This is a genomic window from Chryseobacterium sp. FG46 (assembly GCF_057809135.1).
This window is the reverse complement of the sequence record NZ_JBMDJJ010000011.1, coordinates 63,909-90,201: the sequence shown is the minus strand read 5'-3', so window position 1 is coordinate 90,201 and position 26,293 is coordinate 63,909. Positions and strand designations below refer to the sequence as shown.

General features: G+C 36.3%; 28 protein-coding genes and 1 riboswitch. Of the genes, 16 read left to right on the top strand and 12 right to left on the bottom strand.

The annotated features are described in order from the left end of the window. Positions 1-240 precede the first annotated feature (240 nt). Positions 241-1,962 (bottom strand): PspC domain-containing protein, encoded by a 1,722-nt coding sequence (locus ACODR7_RS10355; protein WP_488838951.1) that lies wholly within the window; start codon positions 1,960-1,962, stop codon positions 241-243. A gap of 11 nt (positions 1,963-1,973) precedes the next feature. After that, positions 1,974-2,303 carry a PadR family transcriptional regulator gene (locus ACODR7_RS10350; RefSeq protein WP_002977573.1) on the bottom strand — a complete coding sequence of 110 codons (330 nt, stop codon included), beginning with the start codon at positions 2,301-2,303 and terminating at the stop codon, positions 1,974-1,976. 463 nt (positions 2,304-2,766) lie between these two features. On the opposite strand from ACODR7_RS10350, the gene ACODR7_RS10345 reads away from it, so the two are divergent. Then, positions 2,767-3,357, top strand: coding sequence for an HD domain-containing protein (locus ACODR7_RS10345; protein ID WP_488838950.1), 591 nt, complete (start codon positions 2,767-2,769; stop codon positions 3,355-3,357). Between the two features lie 53 nt (positions 3,358-3,410). Here ACODR7_RS10345 and ACODR7_RS10340 read toward each other — a convergent pair whose 3' ends face one another. The 4 genes from ACODR7_RS10340 to ACODR7_RS10325 all read right to left on the bottom strand — a co-directional run bounded on the left by ACODR7_RS10340 (position 3,411) and on the right by ACODR7_RS10325 (position 8,184). Further along, positions 3,411-3,794 carry an acyl-CoA thioesterase gene (locus tag ACODR7_RS10340; protein ID WP_002977578.1) on the bottom strand — a complete coding sequence of 128 codons (384 nt, stop codon included), beginning with the start codon at positions 3,792-3,794 and terminating at the stop codon, positions 3,411-3,413. Between the two features lie 117 nt (positions 3,795-3,911). Beyond that, a riboswitch (cobalamin riboswitch) is annotated at positions 3,912-4,091 on the bottom strand. A gap of 33 nt (positions 4,092-4,124) precedes the next feature. Continuing rightward, positions 4,125-4,925 (bottom strand): hypothetical protein, encoded by an 801-nt coding sequence (locus ACODR7_RS10335; RefSeq protein WP_488838949.1) that lies wholly within the window; start codon positions 4,923-4,925, stop codon positions 4,125-4,127. 30 nt (positions 4,926-4,955) lie between these two features. Further along, positions 4,956-5,618 (bottom strand): ATP-binding cassette domain-containing protein, encoded by a 663-nt coding sequence (locus tag ACODR7_RS10330; RefSeq protein ID WP_488838948.1) that lies wholly within the window; start codon positions 5,616-5,618, stop codon positions 4,956-4,958. 418 nt (positions 5,619-6,036) lie between these two features. Then, positions 6,037-8,184: an endonuclease MutS2 gene (locus ACODR7_RS10325; RefSeq protein WP_488838947.1), complete on the bottom strand. Its 2,148-nt coding sequence runs from the start codon at positions 8,182-8,184 to the stop codon at positions 6,037-6,039. A 107-nt stretch (positions 8,185-8,291) separates the two neighbouring features. On the opposite strand from ACODR7_RS10325, the gene ACODR7_RS10320 reads away from it, so the two are divergent. From ACODR7_RS10320 to ACODR7_RS10310, 3 genes are read left to right on the top strand one after another with little or no spacing between them, the layout of a single operon-like run. Next, positions 8,292-8,822 (top strand): GNAT family N-acetyltransferase, encoded by a 531-nt coding sequence (locus tag ACODR7_RS10320; RefSeq protein ID WP_488838946.1) that lies wholly within the window; start codon positions 8,292-8,294, stop codon positions 8,820-8,822. 36 nt (positions 8,823-8,858) lie between these two features. After that, the gene (locus tag ACODR7_RS10315; protein ID WP_488838945.1) at positions 8,859-9,863 is read left to right on the top strand and encodes an acyltransferase family protein; all 1,005 of its coding nucleotides are present in this window, start codon (positions 8,859-8,861) and stop codon (positions 9,861-9,863) included. Positions 9,864-9,899: 36 nt separating this feature from the next. Next, positions 9,900-10,541, top strand: coding sequence for a uracil-DNA glycosylase (locus tag ACODR7_RS10310; protein ID WP_076597424.1), 642 nt, complete (start codon positions 9,900-9,902; stop codon positions 10,539-10,541). Here the strand turns inward: ACODR7_RS10310 and ACODR7_RS10305 are convergent. The 3 genes from ACODR7_RS10305 to ACODR7_RS10295 form a co-directional block, all read right to left on the bottom strand. Next, positions 10,528-11,037, bottom strand: coding sequence for a hypothetical protein (locus ACODR7_RS10305; protein WP_488838944.1), 510 nt, complete (start codon positions 11,035-11,037; stop codon positions 10,528-10,530). The two genes, ACODR7_RS10310 and ACODR7_RS10305, sit on opposite strands and share 14 nt — an antisense overlap. A 16-nt stretch (positions 11,038-11,053) precedes the next feature. Next, positions 11,054-11,545, bottom strand: a complete 492-nt coding sequence (locus ACODR7_RS10300) for a DUF456 domain-containing protein (RefSeq protein WP_488838943.1) — start codon at positions 11,543-11,545, stop codon at positions 11,054-11,056. Between the two features lie 80 nt (positions 11,546-11,625). After that, a complete protein-coding gene (locus ACODR7_RS10295) occupies positions 11,626-12,810 on the bottom strand; it encodes a peptidase associated/transthyretin-like domain-containing protein (protein WP_488838942.1) in 1,185 nt (394 codons plus the stop codon). Positions 12,811-13,081: 271 nt separating this feature from the next. On the opposite strand from ACODR7_RS10295, the gene ACODR7_RS10290 reads away from it, so the two are divergent. The 10 genes from ACODR7_RS10290 to ACODR7_RS10245 all read left to right on the top strand — a co-directional run bounded on the left by ACODR7_RS10290 (position 13,082) and on the right by ACODR7_RS10245 (position 22,900). Next, positions 13,082-14,350 carry a mechanosensitive ion channel family protein gene (locus ACODR7_RS10290; RefSeq protein ID WP_488838941.1) on the top strand — a complete coding sequence of 423 codons (1,269 nt, stop codon included), beginning with the start codon at positions 13,082-13,084 and terminating at the stop codon, positions 14,348-14,350. A gap of 163 nt (positions 14,351-14,513) precedes the next feature. After that, complete coding sequence (locus tag ACODR7_RS10285; protein WP_488838940.1) at positions 14,514-15,233, top strand: pyridoxine 5'-phosphate synthase; 720 nt, start codon at positions 14,514-14,516, stop codon at positions 15,231-15,233. 5 nt (positions 15,234-15,238) lie between these two features. After that, complete coding sequence (locus ACODR7_RS10280; RefSeq protein WP_488838939.1) at positions 15,239-16,018, top strand: alpha/beta fold hydrolase; 780 nt, start codon at positions 15,239-15,241, stop codon at positions 16,016-16,018. A gap of 116 nt (positions 16,019-16,134) precedes the next feature. Next, a complete protein-coding gene (locus ACODR7_RS10275; protein ID WP_488838938.1) occupies positions 16,135-16,371 on the top strand; it encodes a microviridin/marinostatin family tricyclic proteinase inhibitor in 237 nt (78 codons plus the stop codon). Positions 16,372-16,420: 49 nt separating this feature from the next. After that, positions 16,421-16,645 (top strand): microviridin/marinostatin family tricyclic proteinase inhibitor, encoded by a 225-nt coding sequence (locus ACODR7_RS10270; RefSeq protein WP_488838937.1) that lies wholly within the window; start codon positions 16,421-16,423, stop codon positions 16,643-16,645. A 74-nt stretch (positions 16,646-16,719) separates the two neighbouring features. Then, positions 16,720-17,676: an MvdC family ATP-grasp ribosomal peptide maturase gene (locus ACODR7_RS10265; protein ID WP_488838936.1), complete on the top strand. Its 957-nt coding sequence runs from the start codon at positions 16,720-16,722 to the stop codon at positions 17,674-17,676. Continuing rightward, a complete protein-coding gene (locus ACODR7_RS10260; protein WP_076597414.1) occupies positions 17,669-18,673 on the top strand; it encodes an MvdD family ATP-grasp ribosomal peptide maturase in 1,005 nt (334 codons plus the stop codon). The genes ACODR7_RS10265 and ACODR7_RS10260 overlap by 8 nt, the downstream gene beginning before the upstream one ends. Positions 18,674-18,932: 259 nt before the next feature. Further along, complete coding sequence (locus ACODR7_RS10255; RefSeq protein WP_488838935.1) at positions 18,933-19,946, top strand: NAD-dependent epimerase/dehydratase family protein; 1,014 nt, start codon at positions 18,933-18,935, stop codon at positions 19,944-19,946. After that, positions 19,943-21,712 carry an AMP-dependent synthetase/ligase gene (locus ACODR7_RS10250; RefSeq protein WP_488838934.1) on the top strand — a complete coding sequence of 590 codons (1,770 nt, stop codon included), beginning with the start codon at positions 19,943-19,945 and terminating at the stop codon, positions 21,710-21,712. The genes ACODR7_RS10255 and ACODR7_RS10250 overlap by 4 nt, the downstream gene beginning before the upstream one ends. A 129-nt stretch (positions 21,713-21,841) precedes the next feature. Then, complete coding sequence (locus tag ACODR7_RS10245; protein ID WP_488838933.1) at positions 21,842-22,900, top strand: diphosphomevalonate decarboxylase; 1,059 nt, start codon at positions 21,842-21,844, stop codon at positions 22,898-22,900. Between the two features lie 44 nt (positions 22,901-22,944). On the opposite strand, the gene ACODR7_RS10240 is transcribed toward ACODR7_RS10245, so the two are convergent. Next, positions 22,945-24,027 (bottom strand): endonuclease/exonuclease/phosphatase family protein, encoded by a 1,083-nt coding sequence (locus ACODR7_RS10240; RefSeq protein ID WP_488838932.1) that lies wholly within the window; start codon positions 24,025-24,027, stop codon positions 22,945-22,947. Between the two features lie 108 nt (positions 24,028-24,135). On the opposite strand from ACODR7_RS10240, the gene ACODR7_RS10235 reads away from it, so the two are divergent. Further along, a complete protein-coding gene (locus tag ACODR7_RS10235; RefSeq protein WP_488838931.1) occupies positions 24,136-24,579 on the top strand; it encodes a nuclear transport factor 2 family protein in 444 nt (147 codons plus the stop codon). A gap of 29 nt (positions 24,580-24,608) precedes the next feature. Next, on the top strand, positions 24,609-24,986 hold the full coding sequence (gene gloA2, locus ACODR7_RS10230) for an SMU1112c/YaeR family gloxylase I-like metalloprotein (RefSeq protein WP_488838930.1): 378 nt from the start codon (positions 24,609-24,611) through the stop codon (positions 24,984-24,986). Between the two features lie 4 nt (positions 24,987-24,990). Here the strand turns inward: gloA2 and ACODR7_RS10225 are convergent, their stop codons facing one another. Together ACODR7_RS10225 and ACODR7_RS10220 are read right to left on the bottom strand one after the other, a co-directional pair. Beyond that, on the bottom strand, positions 24,991-25,374 hold the full coding sequence (locus ACODR7_RS10225; protein ID WP_488838929.1) for a DUF1634 domain-containing protein: 384 nt from the start codon (positions 25,372-25,374) through the stop codon (positions 24,991-24,993). Beyond that, the gene (locus ACODR7_RS10220; protein WP_488838928.1) at positions 25,374-26,204 is read right to left on the bottom strand and encodes a sulfite exporter TauE/SafE family protein; all 831 of its coding nucleotides are present in this window, start codon (positions 26,202-26,204) and stop codon (positions 25,374-25,376) included. Before ACODR7_RS10220 ends, ACODR7_RS10225 begins: the two co-directional genes overlap by 1 nt. Between the last annotated feature and the right edge of the window lie 89 nt (positions 26,205-26,293).

Genomic DNA, 26,293 nt, shown 5'->3' with positions numbered 1-26,293 from the left:
CTCTTAAAACAAACCGCTAATTAAATCTACGATTTTCATTACGAATTCCATTGCAAATTGTATCATGATAAGGCTGTGTTTTTGATTATTTGGTTATTAAATTTTAGCTTTACGAAATTAAAACTTTTTTTTCACATAATAAACTAAATAGAGATTTATTTTCACTTTTCTGAGAGAAGAAGGGTGTGAATTTCAAACGGTTGCCATCCACTCACACCTTCTACCACTCTCTGAAGTTAATTATTTAGTTTGTATGGAAATTTCGTTTTTACCGTCTTTGATTTTGATGTCCATATCTTTATTTGATTTTTTGATGGTAGACACTGCAGAATCAATTACTTTCTTTGCCTGGTTGTTCGGAACTTTTTTACCGTTTACAATGATGCTGTCTTTGTCATCAGAGTTGTATTCGATACTTGAACCGTTTACCGTGATTTTATTTTTTTCAATTCTGATACCGTTGTTGTCTTCATCCCCATCCTGATCACTGTCATTGATTCCGTCTCCGTCTAAGTCTCCATCCATATTGATGCGGTCTTTTTTCATTGATATAACCACCATTTTCTGAGGAACTACAAGTTCATAATCAAGCCTGTAATCTCTGAATCTGTGCTCATATGGATACTTGATGTAGTTCGGAAGTAATACTTTATTGTTTACCACTTCTACAGGAACTGTCAGCTGGATAGGGAAGTTATATCCTTTTCCTTCTTTTTTGATGATCAGATAAGGAGTTTTAATATCTGGTTTTCTTGTAACATCTACAGAAATATAATCTTCCTCATACACTGATTTTTTATCAGAATAAATATCATTGTCATACGCTTTGAAGCTCTGAGGGATGTTGATCTGTTTTACATCCACATATACGGTATCTGAAGTGGTGTTGATGGCAACATTTTCTACGTCTTCCTTGCTTCCTCTGTAAATCATATCTTTCTTAGCCATGCTTATCCCGAAGTAAGTTCCAAGCCCGATCAAAAGAAGGAATAAACCACCTACAACCCATCCGATATTTCTCAGTTTTGTTTTTGGAGAGAAAATCTTGATGCTTAATAAACTGAAAAGGATTGCTGGGATTAAGCTTCCGATCACCATCATAGCAGCCAGTACTTTATCAAGTCCCTGATCATCCATATAGAATCTGATCTCATTGGCTCCCGGGAAATCCGTATCCATTGCAAAAAGGGCAAATAATACAAATACTCCAATAATGCTGCTTACAGCCATCAGTACGAAGAATCCTCCTACGATATATTTGAAAATATTCCAGACTCCGCTGCTTGCGTTGCTGATATACGGTTTGTTTTCGTTATAGATTTCTCCGACCCTCTGAGTAGATTCATTGGCAAACTGTACCAATTTGTTAGACTCATTCTTAAGATTGTCGAAGTTCATAGGCTTTCCCTGCATTTTCAGGAAATCTGCTGCTGTTTCAGCTTTTGGAAGTACGATCCAAAGGATTACATATAAAAGACCTATTAATGAAGAGGAAATGGCTGCTGTGAAAATTCCTAATACGAAGATTCCCAGCCAGATTGCTCTCATGGTAGTAATATCCATTCCTACATATTGAGCTAAACCTGCACAGACTCCTGCTACTTTTTGTTTTTCCGGATCACGGAACAGCTGCTTTTTATCTGTATAATGAGTTCCTGAATTATTGTTTCTGGCAGATGTTTTTTCAGAAAAATAAGCTTCTTCCTGTTCTTCGATTTTTTCAGGGCTTCCGATCTGTGCGATTACCTTTTCTACATCGGTATCGTTAATCACTTCACGTTTTCCTAAAGAATCTTTGAAAATCTCCACCATTCTTATTTCTATGTCATGCATTACTTCATCAGCCTCAGAAGCATCCAGAGAGCTTCTCAGTGCGTTCAGGTAATCGCTGAGCTTTATATATGCGTGTTCTTCTATGGTAAAAGAAAAACCTGCGAGTCCTATTGAGAGTGTCTTGTTCATAGCTTTGTTTTTTAATTTTGTTGAGTGATTTGGTTTACTGAGGCTGTCAGTTCATTCCATGTATTGAGAAGTTCATCCAGGAAAAGTTTTCCTTTTTCTGTGATCTGATAATATTTTCTGGGTGGTCCTCCGGTAGATTCTTCCCATCTGTAAGAGAGAAACTCTCCGTTTTTAAGTCTTGTAAGAAGAGGGTAGAGGGTCCCTTCCACTACATCCAGTTTTCCTTTTTTCAGTTCGTCAATAAGATCAGAAACATACATTTCGCGGTTATTGATGAGACTTAGAATACAGAATTCCAGAATTCCTTTTCGCATTTGCGCTTTGGTATTTTCGGTATTCATCTTTGATAAGTTTTGTTAATTAGTTATATAATTTTCGAAGTTCGGAACCTAGCTAGTTGTACCTATTTCGATTTTACATTACAAAGATATGTAATTAAAATGGTATTATGCAATACAAAGTAGTGTAATTTTTAAAATAAATTATTTAATATACTGATAATCAAATAAATAATTTTTATTTAAAATTTGTTAGAATTAGATTTGAATGAGAAATGGTGAAAAAAACACTTAAATTTTAAGTAAGAATGAAAGAAATGAAGAGAAAAGAAAAGTAACCAGCTATCATTCATTACTCATTATCTGATTTTGAGGTCCGTATCAGTATTCGTATTTTTGTTAGAAATAAAAACACCTAAATCATTTGTAAAAAGCAAATCTAAAAGTACTTACAAAAGAAAAGATAAATAATAAATGGGTAACCACAGGGTATACTCTTCAGAACAATATAACAGAGAAAAGTAAAATGAAAATTCAGAAAGAGATCGATTTTATTCTTGCAGTGGATGCACTTAAAAATGTACAGCGAAGAAATTATAATGCAGATGATTCCCGAAGAGAGAATACGGCGGAACATTCCTGGCAGATTATCATTCTTGCCCAGATCCTTTATCCGTATGCTAAAAACCGTGCAGATATTGATTTACTGAGGGTGATAAGAATGCTTTCCATTCATGATCTTGTGGAGATTGAAGCCGGAGATACTTTTATTTTTGATGAAAAAGCAATGGTAGGAAAATTTGAAAGAGAGAAAGCTTCAGCCCAAAAAATCTTTGGAATTCTGGATGAGCCTTTGCGTACAGAATTTTTTAACCTGTGGCTTGAGTTTGAAGAAGAGACAACACCGGATGCTATTTTTGCCTGCGGGATCGACAGGATTATGCCGTTTATTTTAAATTCCCATACTACAGGAAAGAGCTGGACGGAAGCAGGAGTAACAGAAAAACAAATCCGAAATATGCTTGAAAATGCTATCAGCAGAGCATCGGATGAAATGGGAGAGGCCTTTGAGCTTCTTTTAAATAAAAGTCTGGAAACGGAAAAAGTGTTGAAATAATTTCAATAAAAATATAATAAATTTCGGGCGGCCAAAGGCCGCCCGAAATTTATTTATAGTATTTGAATTGGTTTTTTGAATTCATCGATGGCTACAAAAGTAAAATCACCTACAATAGCTTTTTCTCTTTCATAGGAATACATCTGTTCAGTGTAAATTTCAACATTCACTTTCATACTGGTTTTTCCCACGTATGAAACTTTCCCGATCAGTTCCACAATGGTTCCGGCAGGAATAGGTTTTTTAAAATCAATCTTATCACTGCTTACGGTTACCACTCTTTTTCTGGCAAAACGGGTTGCTGTGATAAAAGCTACTTCATCCATCAGCTGCATGGCAGTACCTCCAAAAAGGGTATCGTAATGATTGGTTGTGTTAGGGAAAACCGCTTTAAAGATTCTGGTTTCGGATGCTTCAATTCTTTCTTCTGTAGTCATATATCATTATTATAATTAAAGCGATAAGAAATGATTGGAAACAACAGAATAATGACAGGAACTTACAGAATTCCTGAAACAATCCATCAGATCAATACAACTTCAAATCGCGAAAGTTACATGTTTAAGAAAAAGGCAGGTCTCCTGACTTGTAACATCATTTATCTCCTTCCCATGCCTCGCACAGTGGATCTTTGATAAAGACTTCAGTTACTTACAGTTGCGCGACAGTCCGTGATTTTCACACGGTTCCCTTTTAATCTGCAGTGATGCAGAACCAATTTCTGTGATGAATAAGTGTAAAACTTTTCGAATGCAAAAATAATGAATTTATTCCGGATTATGATAAATAATCTGGCTGATTACTCTTCCCTTCTTAATTGTCCAGAGTGTAGTGTATCTGTTTTCTCCTGAACCATTGATCATATAAAGAAAAATATTATCATTGTCAAGAGATGTTACTCCTACGTTCTCAAAATCCATGGTAGGCTGGAACATATTTTTGATAGCTTCTCTTACAAAAACAGATCCTCTTCCGGGTTGCTGCACTCTGATGGATTTGATTTCGGTCATTCCTTCAGGAAGGTCATTTCCAATTCCCCAAGGTTTTACTTTATCAATGGTAAGAATCTTTCCATCCGCATCTTTTTCCTTTTTACGATATCCTGCATTGGAAGGATAAATATCAATCACCACTTTGCTTCTTTGGGCAGTAGGGATTTTAGGATCCGAATTGTCGGTGAAAATAAGGGATCTTCCATTTTTAGATTTAGATGGAGTATAGGCGGGAAGCTGGTCCACATATGCAATACGCCCTTTATTCACCATTCCTTCCTTATCAAGAGTTTCATACCGTACAAAAGGCTTGTCGTCATCCTGTTTTTCCGGATATTTGATCCAGATCCATTCCGTTTCTCCCGGAGCCGGTTTTACATAAACAAATACATCTCCTTTGCGCATACGGATCTTGTCTACAATTTTTCTGTAATCGTCTTTGTGTACACGTACGTTGGCATATCCTTCCTCAGCTTTTACCACTCCAAAAGGAACTTTTGTCTGTGCTTTTACAAAGGTTATAGATAAGATACTGAAAGCAGATAAATAGAATGCTTTGTTTATGAAAGTCATCATGAAATTTTTTTGATCTTCCAAATATATAAATTAAATGCTTTTCGGAAGATAATTATACCGCTGCAGTTCACTTAAATCTTGTATTTGTTTCAGATGACCGTCTGAAAGCAGAAATATACGTTCGGAAATATCCAGAACATCTTTAAAATTATGATCAGAAATAATGAAACCTTTATGTGCTGACTCCCGCAGTATATTTTTCTTTAATTCTTCAGTAACCTTGGGAGAAAGACTATGAAATGGCTCGTCCAGTAAAATAAAATGGGCTTCAGAATAAATAATCATCAGGGTTTCAATAATTCTCTGTTCACCTTTAGAAAGGTTTTTAGGTTTTTCATGGAGGAAAGGCTTTACGAATTCTGAAGTAAAAAGTAGTTCAGTATTCTTTTGATTACAAAAAAGGGGAATCAGGTTTTTGATTTTTACATACCTGGGTAAAAAGAGATCCTGTGGTAAGTAAGCAATTCTGTTTTTTCTATCGGAAATGGTTTTCAGAATAGTGTTGTCATATTTTATAAACTGAGTATCGCCATATTCAGTTCCGAAAATAACTTTTAACAGTGTTGATTTTCCGCTTCCATTTCTGCCCAGTAATCCTATAACTTGCCCTGTTTCACATCCTATATAAATATCCTGCAGAATTTTCCTCTCACTAAAAGATTTTGTTACGCTATCAACATGCAGTCTGCTCATAAAAACAATGTTATAATTTTTACAATAATCCCCGATACTATTGTTCCTGCCCAAAGAAACATCCTTGAAAACCCTGTATTGGCATAAAAGTAATATTCGCTTTTAAACCTTATTTCATACATAAAGTAATGAAGAACAGGTGAAATCAGAAGAAAACTTAATCCAAATGTTTTAATACTGAAGGGAAGCAAAAAATAAATAAGTAATGAAAACAGTAGCGCAGGAATCAGTATTTTTTTATAAAAGATCCAAAGAATAGTAAAGTTTCTCACCATGTTTAATACTTTATGAATTCAAATATATTAAAAACCTTTATACAAGAGAGAATTAAAAGATTCATTAAAAAATAAAATTAAAAGAGAGAACACTGAAAAGTGCTCTCTCTGTATTTGCGTAATTTAATTCTTAGATAGATTAATTAAATTCTCTCCAATTCATCCGCATCAATCGTGGTCTTGAAAGTTCCGTAATTGACAATTACTTTGTTTCTGGAAATTTTCTCAATAGTTCCTACACTGGTACTTCCTGTAATACGAACACGTTGTCCAATCTTCATCCAGACAGCGCGGTCGGTTTTACGTTTTTCTTCCAGCTTTTCATTGGTTTCAGCAATTTTTTCAATCACCTCTTCTTTTTTCAGCTGTTGGGTTATTTTTCTTTTAACAACCTGCAGTCGTTTGGTTTCATCTTTATCAATGCCCAGTTTTCGGAATTTCTCCTGCTCAAGAAGTTTTACAAAATCTTTTACAACATCCTTTCTGGATTTCCCTTTGGTATAGCTGTCGATGAATGCTTCAATCTTATTTCCAAACTGCAGTTTGCGGTGTTCCTCTTCATACAGCTTCTGGAAATTGAACAGTTTCTGCTGAAGCTGGTCATTCAGTTTTTGAAGGTTATCACGCTTATCTTCTACAGACTCTTTTCTTTCTGCAAGATCGGATTTCAGCTTTTCAACTTCAAATTTTTCCTGCTGTAGTTTTACAATCGTTTTGTCAAGATTCACAATATCATGCTCTACCTTTTTCTTGGCAGAATGGATAATGAATCTCGGAATTTTATTCTTTTCTGCAACTTCAAACGTAAATGAACTTCCTGCCTGTCCTACTTCCAGCTTATACATCGGTTCCAAAGTTTCTTCATTGAAGAGCATGGCTGCATTCTGAGCGTTGGGAAGCTGCTCTATTACCAGTTTAATATTGGTATAGTGCGTTGTGATGATGGCAAAACTCTTTTTGTCATAGAAAAACTCCATAAAACTTTCTGCCAGCGCACCTCCAAGTTCAGGATCAGAACCCGTACCGAATTCATCAATAAGCAGAAGGGTATTGGCATCAGCCTCACGAATGATCCCGGACATTTTCTTCAACCTTGATGAATAGGTCGATAAATGGTTTTCAATGGACTGGTTATCTCCAATATCCGTCATGATTTTCTCAAAGAAAAACATTTCAGACTTTGGGTGAACCGGAACCAGAATACCACTCTGAATCATCAGCTGCAATAGTCCAACTGTTTTCAGGGTAATTGATTTTCCGCCGGCATTCGGACCGGAAATACAGATAATCCTGTTATGTTCTGTTAAGGTAAGTGTTTGAGGGTGAATTGTTTTGTTCTCAACTTTGTTTCTTAACCATAAAAGTGGATGATAAGCATCTTTTAATCTCAGTGTTTTATGATGGTTGATTTTAGGAAGAACTCCGTTGATCAGTTCACCAAATTTTGCTTTAGCTCTCGTAAGATCAAGATCAAAAATATACACCTGATATCTCCACAGCTGAGGCTGAAATTCTGCCAGTTCTGCTGTAAGCTTACGGAGAACTTTATCAATTTCTTTTTTCTCCTCCTCTTCATTTTCACGCAGCTTGAAATAGTGCTTTACCACACTGTCCGGCTGAATATACGTAATGGAACCTGTTTTGGAAATTCCTAATGTTCTTCCGGCAACCCTTTTTTTGAATCCTGATTTTACCGCCAGAACTCTCTGGTCATCAATAATCGTTTCCCGGATGTCGTCCAGAAAATCACTTTGTCCATACGTGGTAAGCGCACGGTTAAAATTTTCCTGGATTGCTTTTTTAGCAAGCTGAATTTCAGTTCTTATCCCTTTCAACGCTGGAGAAGCCTCATTTTTTACTTCACCAAAACGGTTAAAAACCTTATCTACCTTATCAATGATCTCTTTTCTGAATTCCAGTACAGAAACTTCTTCTAATAAAGTAGGAAACGTTTCCGGCATGGTAGGGAAGAATTTCTGAAGTCTTCCGATCTGTTCCGTGATGGTTTTTATTTTGATGAAAGCAGCATTTTCCAGACGGTAGTTCTCAATCAGCATCAATTTCAGCTCACTTTCAATATCTTCATACTCATCAAACGGAATCGCATTTGAACTTTCAAAACTCGACAGATATTCTGACGTTTTTTTTAATGAAAGTTCCGCCTCGTCAATTTCCATCGGACGAAGTTGAAGAATTTTTTCTCTTGTTTTCGGAGAATACGCAAATGGGGAGATTTCCGCGAGCAATTGCGGAAACTCTAATTCGTCTAAATCTTCTTTATCTATATACACAGTGCAAATTTAGTGAGAATTTTGATTATTACGTATATCTGAGAGATGTACAGAATAAATTAACCGTGAATTTAATAGGATTGAGCTGCTTTTATTAAATTTGGAATGTGAAACTGGAAACTCTAAGATTGATTTTAAAGGAAATCAATGAAAATAATACAGAAGATATTTTAAAAATCCGAAGCAATCCGGAGGTTAATAAATTTGTGAAAAGAATTTCACCAAAGACAAATTATGATGCCCTTCAGTTTATTTTAACAATTAAAGAAAGAACTCGGAACAATCAAACAGCCTATTGGGGGATTTCTTTAAAAGATCAACCGGATCTTATCGGAACCATCTGTCTCTGGAATTTTTCTGAAGACCGGAAGAAAGCAGAAGTTGGTTACGAACTGTTACCCGAATATCACAGGCAAGGCATTATGTCTGAAGCCTTGAAAGCAGTTTTAGATTTTGGCTTTAACGAATTCCATTTACAGGAAATTGTAGCCATTACCAATAAATTCAATGAAAATTCGAAAGGTCTTCTTTTAAAACATCATTTTATTTTGCAGGAAGGAAAGCAGGATGAAGGTTTTCCGGATAATATTATCTTTAGCTTGCAAAGAGCTTGGGCCAACTCTTATGAGATCTGCTAGGTTTTTCTCTATCTTTATTGCCGATTGACATTGCATATGAAAAATGAAATAAAATCTTTAACGGGACTTAGAGGGATTGTTGCATTATGGGTAGCGTTTTTTCATTTTAGTTTTTTTAGGAATGAATTCATTCAGGATGTAGTAGGAAAGGGATATGTAGCAGTTGATATTTTTTTTGTGTTAAGTGCTTTTTTACTAACAGTTTCTTATTCCGGAAAATTGAAGGATTTGAATTATAAAGTAATAGAGGTTTTTTATAAAAAAAGAATCAACAGGATTTATCCTGTGTACATTATATCAGTAGTTTTTATAGCATTGTTTTTAATGAAGACTTCTTTAGCGGGATTCCTCATAAACGCCACCTTATTACAGTGTTTTTTTACCCCGGATTATCTGCTGAATGTAGTCTATTGGTCACTGAGTACAGAATGGGTTTGCTATCTGATATTCCCTTTTATGTTATGGTTCATCCTGTATTATAAAATACGCGGCGAAATTTTAATCATCATAAGTTTGGTTTTGAGGTTTCTTCTTCCTTATTTACCCGGACATTTATATATTGGCTCCGAACATCCCATGGAAGCAGGAGAGTCACCAAGATATCTTGATCTTCCTTATGGCTTTGTTTCCCTGTTAAGAACAGTCTCTTCCTATTTTCTTGGTATTGGAGTTGCCCTTTTACCATCATTTAAAATGAAGAAAGAAAACCAGATCCTTTATATCATTCTCCTATTGTTTGTGTCCATGTTGTTTGTGGAAAAAGGACTATTGTTTATTCCTTTATTATCAGCATTGATGATTAAATATCTGTATGAAGGAAAGCCTAACTATCTCAAAACATTTTTAGAAACCAAAGCCGTGTACCTTTTAGGAAATATTTCTTACTCGTTATACATTATCCATTATATGGTGAAGAAGCAGGATTTTGTTATTGTGAATAATTACCATCTTAATAATCTTTTGTTAATCTCTCTTTCACTATTGCTGTCCTATTTTTCGTATATGCTTATTGAAAGAAAAGTGAAGATATTTAAAGTATAATGGAAGCTCTTATTTTAATATTATTATTTTTGCAGTATGACCTGGACAGAAATTTTAGCCCCTATAAAAAGCACGGAATACTTTACTACCCTTTGGGAGAAAGTGAAGAATGAATATGCAACAACCAAAGTTTTCCCGCCAAAAAATCAGATCTTCAGAGCATTGGAACTTACTGCTTTTGATGATATTGAAGTGGTGATAATTGGCCAGGATCCTTACCATAACGATTATCAGGCAAATGGTTTATGCTTTTCCGTTTCTGAGCAGGTTGCCGCACCGCCCTCACTTAAAAATATTTTTATTGAGCTAAAAGATGATTTGGGAGTGGTAAGAACTTCCAAAGAACTTGATGATTGGGGAAGACAGGGCGTTTTACTGCTGAATGCTACGTTAACGGTTCGTGCGCATTCACCCAATTCACATAAAGACCTTGGCTGGGAGAAATTTACCAATTTTATCATTAAGGAAATTTCAGATAAAAAAGAAAATGTAGTGTTTGTATTGTGGGGCGCTTTTGCACAAAAAAAAGCCGAACTCATAGATCCGGCTAAACATTTTATTCTTAAATCGGCACACCCTTCACCTTTTTCTGTGTACAGAGGTTTTTTTGGAAGCAAGCCTTTCTCAAAAATCAATGAATACCTTGTTTCCAAGGGGAAAAAGCCTATTTCCTGGTAGAATCAGCTGATTGATCTGCTTTTTTTATCGTAATTCCGATTTTATATTTTCCGGCTAATGCTTTTGCTCCATCCTGAGATTTCGGATACGGAGCAATATCCTGCAATGTAATAGTGTAACCATTAAATTCTGTCGATTGGTGATAATTTCTTCCCGGGAAATCTCCGCTGGCGAGGTTCAGAATCATCGGCCGGGTAGAAGTTCCCATTACTTCCACCTGGGCAAGAGCAACTCCCGCCCAGATACAATTGACTCCTTCAGGACAACGGCTGTCTTCAGAAACCCCTTTGAATGTCACATTCATCTGGTATTCTCTTAAAAACTTATTTTCTCCTTCATTCAGGTAGATAACACCGTCTTTCTGGTTATTCGTACTTGTTGATTTTGTACCTGTAGACATTTCAGCAGCTTTTGTATTCATCCTGGATTTCTTTTGGGCATCACATCCTGTTAATGCAAATATTCCCAGACTGAGTATGATAACTTTATGGAACATAGTTTCTTATATTTAATTAAATGACGTTAAACATATCAAGTAATACTACCAAAAACATTGCCACTCCCACCACAAAACTGAATCCGGTTCCATAAATGAAGCCTATCAGCGCTCCTTTGGTAGATTGTAAAGCCTTGTTCATGTCTTTACTGTCGTGAAGTAATTCACCAATAAATACCCCTGCAAACATTCCTATCAGAAATCCCAACGGAATCGGAATAAATATTCCAACAATAGTTCCAATAACAGAGCCGATACTTCCCCAACGGGTACCTCCATATTTTCTGTTGGTCTTTGCCGGAATTACATAGCTTAATACTACAGAAGCTACGGTAAGAATTCCGAAGGCCCAGATATAAATCATGGGAAGATCAGCATCCGTTCCGAATTTATAGATCAAAAGTCCACAGATACTCAGCAAAAGACCAGGCAATACCGGAAGGAAAGTACCCAGTATTCCAATAAATAATAAAATGAGGCAGAAAATATTAATAATTGTTGTATCCATTCTTTTAAAAAAATATACATGCAATATAAAAAAAGTGACCTTATAAAAAGCCACTTTGAGAACTGAGTTATAAAATTTTATTACAAATTTAAGATTACGTATTCCAGAATCGGTCCTGCTTTACCGATATTTCCGCTTGCATGGTTATGAAATGTGGTATAGTAGATATTCCCACTGCTGGTAGTTCCTGAACATGATCCCACGTAATCACCGTGCGCCTGGTGAGCATTCCATGCATTCTGATTAATGGTAATGGTAACATTGTTGCCACCTGCCGTATGATGGCAGATCGTCATATGATTATTGTTTAAAGACGTTCCCACTGAGATTTTAGGAGCCGTTTTATCCACATATTTATTAGTTCTTATCATCAAAGGTTCATTACCTTTCTGTACCAGTACTTCCCAGAATGTAGGATCATAATGCTGAATTTTTTCCCATAAAGACATATCATACTGAATATCCAGTGTGCTAAACCCTAATGCTGCAGCCATAGCAGCATTGGTAACACTACAGTTATTATACATGGCAGAATTTCCGGTGTTAGTAAAACAAATCTTTGTGAGATCCAGAAAACCTCCATAAGTACTGCAGCCTGAAACGTATTTATCTCCCCCTACCAGATAAGCTGCTGCCCAGTCTGAGGTGTAAATGCTTCCGCCATTCGTGATAAAAGTAGAAAGATTACTGAAAACAGAAAGATCATTACCGGGAGAGTTGGTTCCCGTCTGTGCAGGATTACGTGAACCGCAGTTCAGGAAAATAATATCATACTGAGAAATGGTGTTGAAATTTTTTAAATCCTGATAGCTGATTTCTGTCGCGGTGTAACCAAGACTTGTAATAATGGCCTCTATTTCGTCATAACTACCTTCTACATAAGCTATTTTTGCAATCTGATTTAGTTTGGAATCTTTGCTGGCAACACTGGTTGTTTCATTTTTATTAACCGTAACGGGAATTTCAGTTCTGAAATTAAGGCCATTGCCAGTCTGGATGTGAAGGGTTGTATTTCCCTCAGGTGCAGTTAGGCTGAATGAACCATCTGCATTGGAATACGTGTGATAAACCTGATTTTTGCTGTCAATAGTAAATACAATGGCACCGCCAATAGGTTTTGTTCCGTTTTTAGCAAATACTTTGCCTTCTACCGTTCCGGTGGATACTGTTTTGGAAACTTCCGGGTTGATCGAGTCATCACCGCCTTTACAATTGACTAACAGTACAAGGCTGCACAGCATGATGAACAAGTAGTTTTGTTTCATATTTAATTGGTTTTGATGGGTTTAGTTTTAATCAAATTTAATTAATTTTTAATATTAAAACATTAAAACTGTAAATTATTTTAATATTTTTTATTTAAATCTGTAATTCATAGTTAATTTTTTATCTATAATTGTGGGTTGTAGCATACTTACTGTTTTTTAAGATCATCGCTCATAATTTTTATTAAATATTTTCGGGAGAATAGCTTTTGGGATGAAAATTGATTGTGAATAGTAAAATGATGATTCTTAATTTCATAAATTTGCTGTGATGAATGACCAGTTACAAGAAACCAAAAACTTTATACAGGAGCTGAGCGAGCAGCTTTATATTTACATTACCCGGATTTCACCCTCCGGGCTGGATTGGATTTTTCATATCATAGTAAAATTGAGCTTACTTCTTGTCCTGTTTTTTATTACCGATTTTATTTTTAAGTTCATCATCAATTCGGTATTCAGGTTATTTCATAACGAACAGAAGTTTCCCATTTTAAAATCTATTTATCAGTCGAAGATCACCAATTCTGTAGCTCATTTTGCTGCTTTGATTGCTGTTGCCGGGATTCAGGGATCTATATTTCCGGAAAATGCGCTGCCGAAGACAACCATTTTTATCATAAGATGTATCAATCTGGGATTGGTACTGATATTAGCGGGAATGCTTTACAGATCACTGACCGCTTTCAGGAATTATTTCAGCATTAAACAGGATTTCTATAAAATAATGGCGCTTAATGCTATTTCCGAAACCGTAAAAATCTTAGGACTTTTCATATTTACAGTAGTGGGACTCTGTGTGATTTTCGGAATCAAAGGAACCACTATTGTAGGAAGTCTTGGGGCAATTACAGCTGTTCTGGTATTGGTTTTCAGAGATACTATTCTTGGGTTTGTAACAGGTCTTCACGTGGCTACTTCCAAAAATCTGAAAGTAGGAGACTGGGTAAGTATTCCCAAATACAGCATTGAAGGAAATATTACGGAGATCAACCTTTTGACAACCAAAATTACCAATTTTGATAAAACAGTTTCTACGATTCCCACTTATGATTTGATGACCACCGAGATCAAGAATATGCAGGTGATGTCTGAATCTAATACCCGAAGGATTAAAAAATCAATCTACTTTAACATTAATTCTTTTAAGTTTCTTACGGATGAAGATATTGAACGGTTAAAAGAAATCAATTTAATTTCAGATTATCTGAAAGAAAAGACTTCTGAAATCAGAAAAGAAAAAGAAAGCCTCGAGCATAAAGATAAAGTAGTGAATGGAAGACAGCTTACCAATATTGGGGTTTTCAGATATTATGCACAGAAATATATTGAGAACGATCCTGATATTGACAAAAACGGAACCCGGATGGTTCGTCAGCTGGAGATTACCCCACAAGGGCTGCCACTTGAAGTGTACTGCTTTGCCAATGATTCACAATGGGAACGTTTTGAGCAGATTCAGGCCGATATTTTTGACCATTTACTGGTGGCTTCGAAAGAATTTGAACTTCAGGTGATGCAGGTAAGTGTGAAGGTGTAGAAAAACGGGAAGGCAGAAGAGGGAAGCTGGAAGTTTCAGCACCTTTAAAACAAATTTTAATTAAATTTTTAAATGATCATGAATGTAGAAGACCAAAGGAAGTACAATGTCTGGATTTACTTTCAAGCTTCTAACATATCATATCTAACATCTACAATAAAAAATGACAAAACTAAGCGTAAACATTAATAAAATTGCGACGTTACGAAATGCAAGAGGAGGTGAAACCCCAAGTGTTACAGAAGCTGCTGTAAAAATTCAGGAATTCGGAGGACAGGGAATTACCATTCACCCAAGACCTGATGAAAGGCATATCACAAGAAAAGATGTCTATGATCTGAAGCCGTTGGTTACGACTGAGTTTAATATTGAAGGAAACCCTCATCAGAGCTTTATCGATATGGTACTGGAGGTGAAGCCTGAACAGGTGACTCTTGTACCGGATGCTGATGACGCTATTACATCCAATGCAGGCTGGGATACCCAGAAACATCTCGATTACCTTACAGACATCATTGCAGAATTTAAAAAAGCAGGAATCCGTACTTCTGTTTTTCTGGATCCTTTGCCGGAATTGGTAGAATATGCAGCTAAAACAGGCGCAGACAGAATAGAATTGTATACAGAAGCTTACGCAAAAAATTATCTTACCAATAAAGAACAAGCTATAAAACCTTATTACGACACAGCTGTTGAAGCCACCAAACTCGGATTGGGAATCAATGCCGGACATGATCTGAGCTTGGAAAACCTGAAATATTTCTCAGATACCATTCCGAACCTTCTGGAAGTATCTATCGGCCATGCTTTGGTTTCCGAAGCACTTTATATGGGATTGGAAAATACGGTTCAGGCTTATCTGAAGAGACTGGCAAAATGGTAAAAAATATGGAAATTTTAAATTCAAAAATATTCGGCGAAAATGTAACGAATACGCCGCTTCTTGTATTTCACGGACTATTCGGAATGCTCGACAACTGGGGAAGTTTCGGAAAGGATCTGGGAGAATATCTTCCGGTACACCTGATCGATCTTAGAAACCACGGAAGAAGCTTTCACTCAGAAAGTATGTCTCATGATGATCTGGCAGATGATATTGCCCGTTATATGGATCATTATGGTATTCAGAAAGCTCATGTTCTGGGGCATTCATTAGGAGGAAAAGCAGTGATGCAGTTTGCGATAAAATACCCTGAACGTGTTGAAAAACTGATCGTTGTAGATATTTCACCTAAAGCATATCCGCCGCATCATCAGGGAATTATTAAAGCACTGGAGACCGTTGATTTCAATACGGTAACTTCAAGAAATGAAGTGGAAGCCGTCCTGAACCAATATATTCCTGAAAGATCTACCGTACAGTTTCTAACGAAAAACCTGTATTGGGATGATAATAAAAAACTGGGCTGGAGATTCAATCTCAAAACGCTATCTGAAAAATATACAGAATTTGTATCCAATGCCATTAAATTCGGGGTTTTTGAAGGCGATACACTGTTTATTGCAGGAGCAAAATCCAATTACATCCTGCCACAGGACGAATTCGGTATCAAACAGCAATTTCCTAAAGCTAAAATTGTGACAGTAAAGAATGCCGGGCATTGGGTGCAGGCAGAAAATCCGGTTGATTTTGCAAATGTTGTCAAGGATTTTCTTGGTTTGAATTGATTTTATGCTTTGATTTGTAGTTTTATGTTAAAATTTTATTAAAAACTTATATTATTTCTCCATGATTTGAAATTTTTGTACTTTGGATTTTCAAAAAACAATAAAAATATTAACTTATGGAAAACAAAAATTCAAAAAAGAAGCCATTTTTTGCATCATTCTTAGAAAAACAGGTTAAAGATCCTGAAACAGTAAAAGGAGGAGGTATTACTTCTGTATTGGCAGACCAGATTACTACATCTCTGCAGGATCAGATTACTACTCCTCTTAAGGATAATGTTACAAAGCCTGATAATGATAATGTAACCATGAAATATCCTTCTGACGGAGATGAGGATGTTTTAGATGTTTAATATACTACAGCTTAAGCTTAATTATATATCAAACCAAAACTAAAACATTATGAAAAGCAACAACTCAAAAAAGAAGCCGTTTTTCGCATCATTCTTAGAAAAACAGGTAAAAGACCCGGAAACGGTAAAAGGAGGAAGTGATGTCACACTTGCTGAAAGAGATTTGATCACAAAACCGGCAATAGATACAGTAACTTCTCCAAAAGACGATATGATGCACACGCTGAAATATCCTTCTGACGGTGATGATGATACAATCAATGTTCCACTGTAAGATCAGAAAGAATATTAAGTAAAATAGTAGGGGAAACTTAGACATTAAGTTTCCCTTTTTAATACAACCGGCCAATGATTCTCTGCATCACCCACTCACAGGATTTTTATAATATTGATCTCTTTTTCGAATATCTTACCTCTAAAAATATTCCCTTTTTCAGACTGAATTCTGACCGCCTGAATCATCTTCAGAAAATCAGTATTCATGAAAATTCATTTGAATTGACTGACGAATCAGGAAATACCATCCATTCTGATGATATCAAAGGCGTATGGCACAGAAAAGCCTGGAAGATCAGTGCTCCCGAAGAGCTGGATCAGGATTATGAAAAAATCTTTCTCAACGAATATGGAAGCCTGAGGTATAATCTGATAACAGCTTTAGAAGATATTCCCTGGATCAACCCTTATGAAAATGAAAAAAAAATAGATGGAAATAAGATCTTTCAGCTGAAAATAGCACAAAGAAATAACTTAACCATTCCCAAAACCATTTTTTCTAATGATGAAGAAAAAATAACAACATTTTTCCATCAATACTGTCAGGGAAAAGCCATTGCGAAGCTTCACGGAGTTACCGCAAAAACAATGTCAGGGGAAAATATGATTTCCACTACCATTATTGAGAAAGGGTCTCTGGAACACCTTTCAGATATTGCTTACTGTCCGATGATTTTTCAACCCTATATTGACAAAGAATACGAATTACGAATCGTGTATGTAGACGGTGAGTTTTTCACAGGAAAAATCAATAACAGTGAAAATGCGGATTGGAGAGTAGCCCGTGAAGGGTATTTCTGGGAAACATATGAATTACCTGAATCCGTTAAAGCCAATCTCACCTCCATGATGAAAGAAATGGGACTTTATATAGGAGCGATCGATATGATCAAAGGAAGAGACGGGGCGTATTATTTCCTTGAAGTCAATCCTCAGGGAGAATGGGGAATGCTTCAGAAAGAACTGGGATTTCCCATCGCAGAAAGAATTGCCGATAACCTTATCAAAAGAATTAATTTCCATGAATAAAATTTTAATAATTACCCATACCGCAGATAACTTTTCCATTGAAAAAGTAACAGAATACATAGAAAAAAATAATTGTGAAGTCATTCGCTTTGATGTAGACGTTTATCCATTACAAAACAAACTGTCCACTATTTTCCAGGATGGAGAATGGATCAGTTACCTGGAAACTCCTGAAACGAAACATCGTTTGGACGATATTTCTGCCATCTGGTACAGAAGAGCCTACAATATCGGAAAAGGATTAAAAGAAGAAATGGATTCTAAGTTCTACGGTGCGGCTATGGGAGAAATCAGAAATACCCTTTTTGGTTTCTTCGAATCTGTGGATGCTTATTCTTTAGGAAAGCCTAGTATTTACAGAAGGCTCGACAGTAAAGAAGAACAGTTGAAAATTGCAGATAAATTAGGTCTTACCATTCCGGCAACCTGTCTTACCAATAATCCTGATGAGGCAAGAAAATTTATACTGAAACATCAAAATGTGGTGGCCAAAATGCAAACCGGTTTTGCTATTTATGAAAACGGTGTGGAAAATGTAGTGTTTACGAACGTTGTGGGCGAGGATAAGCTGGAAGAGCTGGATTCATTATTATATTGTCCTATGCAGTTTCAGCAGATGATTCAGAAGAAAAAAGAGCTTCGTATTACCATCGTGGGAAGAGATGTGTATGCATTCGAAATAGATTCCCAACAGTCTGAAGATGCCAAAGTAGACTGGAGAAAAGACGGAGTTAATCTGATAGATAAATGGAACAGAACAGAACTTCCGGCAGATGTGGAATCAAAACTGCTTGAATTGCTTGATATGTATAATGTAGATTATGGAGCCATAGATATGATTGTTTCTCCTGAAGACGAATATTATTTTATCGAGATCAATGCAGCAGGAGAATTCTTCTGGCTGGATAATCTTACAGAAGGAAACCTTATTTCCAAAAGTATTGCAGATGTTCTCTGCGACAAAGCTCCAAGAAGAAATAATGAAGTAATGGCGTAAGCAATAAAGAATTTTAAACATAAAAAAGTCCTGAAAGAATTGACAACTTTCAGGACTTTTCATTTGGATGAGCTATTGAAATTAAAATTTTCCGGTTTGTTGTATTCAGAATGATAATATTGGTTAAATTAAGTTGAATTATGCTTTAAAAATCGCAAATTTGCAAAAACAGTTTTTCTAAAGAATTTTTATCGATCCGGAAGAATTGCCGGATAGAAAATATTGTTATATTTTAGTCAGCAATCAAGTAAAATAATTAATGATTTTTGTAACGGGTGCTACCGGAATTCTGGGAAGAATAATTGTACTGGAACTTCTTAAAAGAGGGAAAAATGTACGTGCTTCCAAAAGACCGGGCAGCAATTTAAACGAAGTAAAGCATTCATACAGCTTTTATACGGAGAATCCAGACGATTTTTTCAATAAAATTGAATGGGTAAACGTGGATTTTGATGACCTCGATTCCTTACAAACTGCACTGCAAGGTGTAGATGAGGTATATCACTGTGCTGCCAAAGTGAGTTTTCATCCAAAAGATGAAAAAGAAATGTACCGTACGAATATCAAAGGTACAGAAAATCTTTTGTATGCCTGCGAAGGATCAAGCGTTAAAAAATTTCTCCATGTAAGTTCCGTTGCCGTCCTGGATAATTTCAATGAAAAAGGAGAACTTGATGAAGAATCTGACTTTAATCCGAAACTGGAACATTCTGCATACGCTATTTCCAAACACTTATCCGAGATGGAAGCCTGGAGAGCTTCAGCAGAAGGTCTGAATGTGGTAATTATCAATCCAGGAATGATCGTGGGAAGCGGAAACTGGAGTCAAAGCAGCGGTGAGCTTTTCTCAACCTTTGAAGACAATAGTTTTACCTTTTCAGGAGGTTCTGCCTACGTTGATGTAAGAGATGTAGCCAATACCGCCATTGGATTAATGGAAAATAATCTTTTCGGAGAACGTTTTATTATTGTCGCTGAAAACAACAGGTATGCAGACCTTGCCAAACAGGTAAGAACACGATTGGGACTTAAAGATGCCAGAATTCTTTCACAATCTGTACTCAATATCGGAAGAGTTGCCAATATGCTTTTCGGATGGCTCATTCCAAAACTGAAAATGGTTACCCGATCAAATATCGAGGCCATTTCTTCATTCAACACCATTTCCAATCACAAAGTCAGAGAAAAACTAAACTATCAGTTTATCCCTGTAAAAGAAAGTATAGACTTTCACCTGAATAATTATATTAACGACAAAAAGCTGAAGAAATGAACCTTGCAGAGGCAATTATCCTTAAAAATGTAGAAAAACATCCCATAAAAGCAGCTATCGGATTTAAAAAGAAAGATGCAGCATGGAAAGAGCTGAGCTGGAAAAAATTCAGTGAGATTATTTTTAAAACGGCCAATGCTTTAAAAGAATCCGGAGTTCAGGAGAATGACAGAGTCGCTATTTATTCAGACAATTCATCGGAATGGATGATTATGGATCTGGCTTCTTTGGCGATTGGTGCTGTCACGGTACCTGTTTATTCTACCAATAATGCTGAGCAGGCAGAACATATCATCAACGATTCCGGAGCGAAGGCTGTTTTAGTAGGAAATCAAATGCAGTATGATGCCTGTCTTGAGTTTTTACATAAAGAAGAAAACAATCTGGAAACCATTATTGTTTCCAAAAAAGCAGTGTGGATCAAGAAAGAATTTAACAGTTTTTATCTTGAAGATTTTATCGCAAAAGCTTCATCAGAACTTGAGATCTGTAAAAAAGAAAATGATGATACAGCCACATTGATCTATACTTCCGGAACTACCGGAATTCCAAAAGGAGTAATGCTTACCCATGGGAATTTTATCAAAGCATTCGACTCACACTTTGAGTTTTTTAAGTTTAAAAACTTTGAAGAAGAACTTTCACTGGCATTTTTACCCTTAAGCCACGTTTTTGAAAGAAGCTGGAGTTTACTTTGTTTATACGGTGGTGCCCGTGTGTATTTCCTTGAAGATCCTAAAAATGTAGCCAAAGCACTGGAAGAAGTAAAACCTACTGCCATGTGTGCCGTACCGAGATTTTTCCAGAAAGTATATGCCGGAGTTCTTGAAAAAGCGGAAGAAGGTTCATCATTGAAGAAAAAGATTTTTGACTGGGCGATTAAAACCGGATGGGAAACCGCAGAATTAAGAAGAAATGAAAGACCGGTACCTTTTGGATTAAAATTCAAAGAATCTGTAGCTGATATGTTGGTTTTCAGTAAAATTAAAAATAAAATGGGTGGAAGACTTTGGTTCCTGCCTTGTGGTGGAGCTTCTTTGTCGCCGGAAGTTACCCGTTTCTTTGAATCAGTGGGAATTCATGTAACAGTAGGATATGGGCTAACGGAAACTACGGCAACATTGACGCTTTTCCCTCTCACTCACTTTGAACATGGTACGAGTGGAAAACCACTTCCGGGAGTAGAAATGCGTATCGGAGAAAATGATGAAATCCAGGCCAGAGGCAACGGAATCATGAAAGGCTATTACAACAAGCCTGAAGAAACCGAGAAAGTATTCACAGATGACGGATGGTTCAAAACCGGTGATGCAGGAAAATTTGATGATAAAGGAAACCTGATCATTACGGACAGAATCAAAGATCTGATGAAAACTTCCAACGGAAAATACATTGCTCCGCAACAGATTGAAAATCTTCTGACCAACAATAATTTTATCCAGCAGATTATGCTGGTTGCAGAAGGAAGACAGTTTGTTTCAGCGTTGATTGTTCCTAATTTCGAATTCTTACAGGATTATATTAAGAAAAATAATATTCCTTTTACCAATTGGGAAGAGGCGGTAAAAAATGAAAAGATAATTCATCTTTATAAAGAGAAAATTAAAGAATTACAAAACCATCTTGCAGACTATGAAAAAGTGAAGAAATTCACCTTAATGCCTGCCGAATTTGATATCAATACCGGAGAAATTACTCCTACCTTGAAAGTCAAAAGAAATGTAGTGATTAAAAAATACGCAGATATTATAGAGAAGATGTACTAAAATTTTTTTGAACTCTTTTTTTCACATCAATTACAACTGGAGATGTGAAAATTTGCCTCCCTTGGAGGAGTGGCGAAAATTCAAAGAATTTTTGACGAGATGGTTCAAAATAATGACTTAAATTAAACTATGACGACACAAGATTTTATAGGAAAAGAAAATTTCACCATTCATACCCAAACGGTTTCAGAAAGCTGTCCGTCCAATATTGCCCTGATCAAATACTGGGGAAAATATGCTGATCAGATTCCTGCTAATCCAAGCATCAGTTATACTTTAAACCATTGCAAGACCAATACGTCAATGGAATTTACAGCGAACGAGCCTTTTTCAGTACAGACTTTCCTGGCTGGAAACGAAGAAGCGAAGTTTGCCGAAAAAATTGAAAAATATTTCAGAAATATAGAGCAGTATCTTCCATGGGTTTTAAAAGGGAGATATGTGATCAGAACAGAGAATACATTCCCACATAGTTCCGGAATTGCAAGTTCAGCTTCAGGATTTGGAGCCATTGCAAAATGCCTGATGGCTTTAGATGCTTCATTTACAGAAAAAACATCTGAAGAAGAGTCATTGAGAAAAGCTTCATTCTTAGCAAGATTAGGAAGTGGAAGTGCATGCAGAAGCTTATATAACGGTCTTGTGGTGTGGGGAAAAACGGATGAGGTAGCCGGAAGCTCAGATTTGTTCGGAGTACAATATCCTGACGCAGAAATTCATGAAGTCTTCAAAAACTTTAATGATTGGGTGCTGTTAATTCATGAAGGACAGAAGAGTGTTTCTTCAACGGTAGGACACGGTTTGATGAATACCAATCCTTATGCGGATAGAAGATTCCAGGAAGCAAGGGAAAACTTTGTCCCGATGAAAGAAATTCTGGAAAACGGTGACATGGAAAGCTTTATAAAGCTGGTAGAACATGAAGCGCTTACACTGCATGCGATGATGATGATGAGTGATCCTGCTTTTATCCTTATGAAAACAGGCACTTTGGAAGTTATCAATAAGATATGGGATTTCAGAAGAGAAACCGGTCTTCCTTTATTCTTTACGCTGGATGCCGGAGCGAATGTTCACCTTCTGTTTCCAGGCAATGGTTCTGAGGAACAGATCAAAGCATTCATAGAAAAAGAATTATTACAGCACACTCAGAAAAATGGAGTAGTGAAGGATGTGATGAGATTTTAGAATTAAAAAATATTCAATAGAGGTGGGCTTTTTAGCCCACTTTTTTAATCCTCAGTGACCACCGTTTCCCGTTCCCCATCTTCTTTCTTTCCTTCCTCTATCATGACTTCAGCCTCTGCTTTTTCTTCAGCAGTTGCTGTTTCTATAAGCTCTTCCTGTTCATCATTGTGATGATCTATGAAAAACTCGCAGTATACCGGAAGGTGGTCTGATCCAAAATTCTCCAATGTCTTCAGCTTTTGAATAAAAATATCTTCACTGTGAAACATCAGATCGATAGGAAACCTTAAAAGACGGTATTTTGCATGAAATGTAGAAACAAAAGAGTGCCCGATTCTCGGATCTATGAGGTGACTGGTTTTTCTGAAAAGAACAGATGATCTTGACCATGCAACATTATTGAAGTCTCCTACCACAATAATCGGTTTTTGGATTTTTTTTACACGCTTGGCGGTACTTAAAAGATCGCCATCTCTTTCCTTTGATGTTTCTTCCTCCGTAGGACTTGGCGGCGGCGGATGAACCCCGAAGAAAACAAAAGAAAAGCCATCAGCAGTTTTCATATGGATCTCAATGCTCGGAATATCATCAGCTACAAAATAATGGGTTTTCGCTTCCTTAATCTCAACTTTTGAATAAAAATGCATCCCATAGGTATTTTCAAGAGTCACTTTGTGCTGGTAGGAATATTCTTTTTCTAAAGGTGTCATTGCTTTTTCCCAATCTCCATTGCTTTCCATGGTCATGAAAAAATCAGGATTATGTTTTTTGACAAGTCCGATGAATTTCTCATACTCTTTATTGAACTGATACACATTGGCGGAAATAAAATGCAGTTTATCAGAAGACCTGTGACGCTGTCTGTGTTTTTTTACAGGATAGAAATGGGTGTATCTGATCAATGTTTGACCATGATAAATAAACATAACCAGCAGAAGACCCTGATAATACCAGAAATATTCTGTAGAATTTGTGAAGAAACCTAATAGAAAGGTAAAGAATATAAGGTAGGTGACCTGTATTTTAGCAAATTCAGGAACTCTGAATATCCAGTGAGAATGCTGTATTTTTGGTAATATAGTCATGACCAGAAGAACTATGGCCAGAGTCAGGTAAATAATCCACATATAAAATCTCTGAAATAATTGGGTTACAATTTAAGGAAAATGAATTTTAAAATTTGTTAATCAATTTAAATTTTATTTTATCTATTTTTAATTATATAAATCTATACTATGAATAAAATAATTTTATTTCTTGTTCTGATCAGTATTTCGTGTTTCGGCCAGCAGAATAAAGATATTGAAAAACCTATCCGAAACCTGTTCCTTGGTATGAAAAATGCAGACTCTGAGTTGGTAAAATCCGCTTTTACAGAGAATGCAGTGCTGCAGACCATTACGAAGGATGGTACTGTAAAAAGTGACAACATACAGGATTTTGTTGCTTCGGTTTCAAAATTTACAAAAGGAGATCTGGATGAAAGGATTATTATAGAAGCCATTCATACGGATGGAAATCTGGCCAGTGTATTTACTCCTTATTCTTTTTATATAAAGGGAAAATTATCCCATTGCGGGGCTAATAGTTTTCAGCTCGTAAAACAGAATACCGAATGGAAAATTCAGTATATTATTGATACAAGAAGAAAAGATAACTGTAAAGAAATACAGCAGTAAAATTAAAAAGTAGTTTAAAATCAGAAAAAATGAAGATTCATCATATCGCCATCATCTGTTCAGATTATGCCGTTTCGAAGGCATTTTACACGGAAATTTTAGATCTGAATATCATCCGTGAAGTATACAGAGAGGAAAGACAGTCTTATAAACTTGATCTGGCCATAGGAGATCATTATGTGATTGAGCTGTTTTCCTTCCCTAATCCTCCACAGCGTCCGTCACGTCCCGAAGCATGCGGCTTAAGGCATCTCGCTTTTTCTGTAGAAAATGTTTCGGAAAAGCGAAATGAACTCATAGGAAAAGGGTTAAACTGTGAAGAAATCCGAATCGATGAATTCACCGGAAAAGAATTTTTCTTTACCCAGGATCCGGACCAGCTGCCGTTAGAGTTTTATGAAATGTGAAAAATTAGTGGGCGTACCCTGCAAAGAAACTCACTGCCATAATCGCTAAAACAATGGAAGAAATGACTACATAAACGTAGTCTTTTTCTTTTAAATAGCCTATTAAAGCAAAAATAATTCTCATCAGAGGAGTAAAAATCAACAAAAGAATACCCAGCTGAATAATAGCCGTACCTTCTCCTTTACATAAAGAGTCCCAGAAATGACCCCAAACCTTTTCAGAAGAAGTTCCTACCACAAGGCTGGTATATTTTTCAGGCATTTTAAAACCCTCAAAAAATAACTTGACAAAACCAATCAGTGATGTAGCCACAGACAGAATAACCCCCAGTCTCAGAAGGTTTCCTACCGAACGGTTCAGATCAACATCTGTAAAATTCTTTTTCATTATCTGAAGCTTTTGTTGATCCCGTTATACATCATGTAAATAGAAAGAATGGTAATCACAATGGCAAAAAATATTTTTAATTTTTTGGTCTTCGATACCATCAGCGTTTTTGAACCTATAAAACTTCCGATGACAACTCCTATCAATACGGGAGCTACAATTACCGGGATGATTTCACCTCTCTGGAAGTAGATCAGGGCACTGGCTACTGCCGTTACTCCGATCATGAAATTACTGGTAGTTGTAGAAACTTTGAAAGGAAGCTTCATCATATTGTCCATCGCCAAAACTTTCAATGCACCGGAACCAATTCCTAGAAGTCCGGACATTGCTCCCGCAAACATCATCATCAAAAATCCGGGAACTGTATTTCTTGCAGAATAGCTTTTCAATACTCCTTTATCAGGAAATGTTCCGTATAATTTCAGCTTTTCTTCTAAACTTCCTTTTACTAAAGGTTCCTGGTGATCAGGCTTTCCTTTTAGATTTAAAATAACCGTTAGAAGAAGAATGCTTGCGAAAATAATTCCGATTGTATTGGGGCTAAGTATTCCGGAAACCAGGGCACCAATAATAGCTCCTGCTGTGGTGGCTATTTCGAGAAACATTCCGATTCTCATATTGGTAAAACCTTCTTTTACGAAAGCTACTGCTGCACCGGAAGAAGTTCCGATTACAGAAATAAGTGAAGCACCAATAGCATAATGCATTGGAACGCCAAAACCTAGCGTTAATAAAGGAATGATAATAACTCCTCCTCCTAAACCTGTAAGCGAACCTAAAAGACCCGCAGAAATTGCGCCAAGGAAGAGTATGATGACTTCTGACATACTACAAATAATATTACAAATATAAAATTATTGTGGTAGTCTGCCAAATATTTGAAAAAGATAAATTTAACGTATTTTTGCATGCATGA

Excerpts from the sequence above, each read along its gene's own strand:
- ACODR7_RS10345 (WP_488838950.1), top strand. The coding sequence starts at position 2,767 with ATGAAAATTCAGAAAGAGATCGATTTTATTCTTGCAGTGGATGCACTT.
- ACODR7_RS10265 (WP_488838936.1), top strand. The coding sequence starts at position 16,720 with ATGATTCTCTGCATCACCCACTCACAGGATTTTTATAATATTGATCTC.
- ACODR7_RS10340 (WP_002977578.1), bottom strand. The coding sequence starts at position 3,794 with ATGACTACAGAAGAAAGAATTGAAGCATCCGAAACCAGAATCTTTAAA.
- gloA2 (WP_488838930.1), top strand. The coding sequence starts at position 24,609 with ATGAAGATTCATCATATCGCCATCATCTGTTCAGATTATGCCGTTTCG.
- ACODR7_RS10260 (WP_076597414.1), top strand. The coding sequence starts at position 17,669 with ATGAATAAAATTTTAATAATTACCCATACCGCAGATAACTTTTCCATT.
- ACODR7_RS10335 (WP_488838949.1), bottom strand. The coding sequence starts at position 4,925 with ATGATGACTTTCATAAACAAAGCATTCTATTTATCTGCTTTCAGTATC.
- ACODR7_RS10300 (WP_488838943.1), bottom strand. The coding sequence starts at position 11,545 with ATGGATACAACAATTATTAATATTTTCTGCCTCATTTTATTATTTATT.
- ACODR7_RS10225 (WP_488838929.1), bottom strand. The coding sequence starts at position 25,374 with ATGAAAAAGAATTTTACAGATGTTGATCTGAACCGTTCGGTAGGAAAC.
- ACODR7_RS10275 (WP_488838938.1), top strand. The coding sequence starts at position 16,135 with ATGGAAAACAAAAATTCAAAAAAGAAGCCATTTTTTGCATCATTCTTA.
- ACODR7_RS10245 (WP_488838933.1), top strand. The coding sequence starts at position 21,842 with ATGACGACACAAGATTTTATAGGAAAAGAAAATTTCACCATTCATACC.
- ACODR7_RS10315 (WP_488838945.1), top strand. The coding sequence starts at position 8,859 with ATGAAAAATGAAATAAAATCTTTAACGGGACTTAGAGGGATTGTTGCA.
- ACODR7_RS10330 (WP_488838948.1), bottom strand. The coding sequence starts at position 5,618 with ATGAGCAGACTGCATGTTGATAGCGTAACAAAATCTTTTAGTGAGAGG.
- ACODR7_RS10235 (WP_488838931.1), top strand. The coding sequence starts at position 24,136 with ATGAATAAAATAATTTTATTTCTTGTTCTGATCAGTATTTCGTGTTTC.
- ACODR7_RS10250 (WP_488838934.1), top strand. The coding sequence starts at position 19,943 with ATGAACCTTGCAGAGGCAATTATCCTTAAAAATGTAGAAAAACATCCC.
- ACODR7_RS10280 (WP_488838939.1), top strand. The coding sequence starts at position 15,239 with ATGGAAATTTTAAATTCAAAAATATTCGGCGAAAATGTAACGAATACG.
- ACODR7_RS10355 (WP_488838951.1), bottom strand. The coding sequence starts at position 1,962 with ATGAACAAGACACTCTCAATAGGACTCGCAGGTTTTTCTTTTACCATA.
- ACODR7_RS10270 (WP_488838937.1), top strand. The coding sequence starts at position 16,421 with ATGAAAAGCAACAACTCAAAAAAGAAGCCGTTTTTCGCATCATTCTTA.
- ACODR7_RS10240 (WP_488838932.1), bottom strand. The coding sequence starts at position 24,027 with ATGTGGATTATTTACCTGACTCTGGCCATAGTTCTTCTGGTCATGACT.
- ACODR7_RS10290 (WP_488838941.1), top strand. The coding sequence starts at position 13,082 with ATGAATGACCAGTTACAAGAAACCAAAAACTTTATACAGGAGCTGAGC.
- ACODR7_RS10285 (WP_488838940.1), top strand. The coding sequence starts at position 14,514 with ATGACAAAACTAAGCGTAAACATTAATAAAATTGCGACGTTACGAAAT.
- ACODR7_RS10220 (WP_488838928.1), bottom strand. The coding sequence starts at position 26,204 with ATGTCAGAAGTCATCATACTCTTCCTTGGCGCAATTTCTGCGGGTCTT.
- ACODR7_RS10255 (WP_488838935.1), top strand. The coding sequence starts at position 18,933 with ATGATTTTTGTAACGGGTGCTACCGGAATTCTGGGAAGAATAATTGTA.
- ACODR7_RS10305 (WP_488838944.1), bottom strand. The coding sequence starts at position 11,037 with ATGTTCCATAAAGTTATCATACTCAGTCTGGGAATATTTGCATTAACA.
- ACODR7_RS10295 (WP_488838942.1), bottom strand. The coding sequence starts at position 12,810 with ATGAAACAAAACTACTTGTTCATCATGCTGTGCAGCCTTGTACTGTTA.
- ACODR7_RS10310 (WP_076597424.1), top strand. The coding sequence starts at position 9,900 with ATGACCTGGACAGAAATTTTAGCCCCTATAAAAAGCACGGAATACTTT.
- ACODR7_RS10350 (WP_002977573.1), bottom strand. The coding sequence starts at position 2,303 with ATGAATACCGAAAATACCAAAGCGCAAATGCGAAAAGGAATTCTGGAA.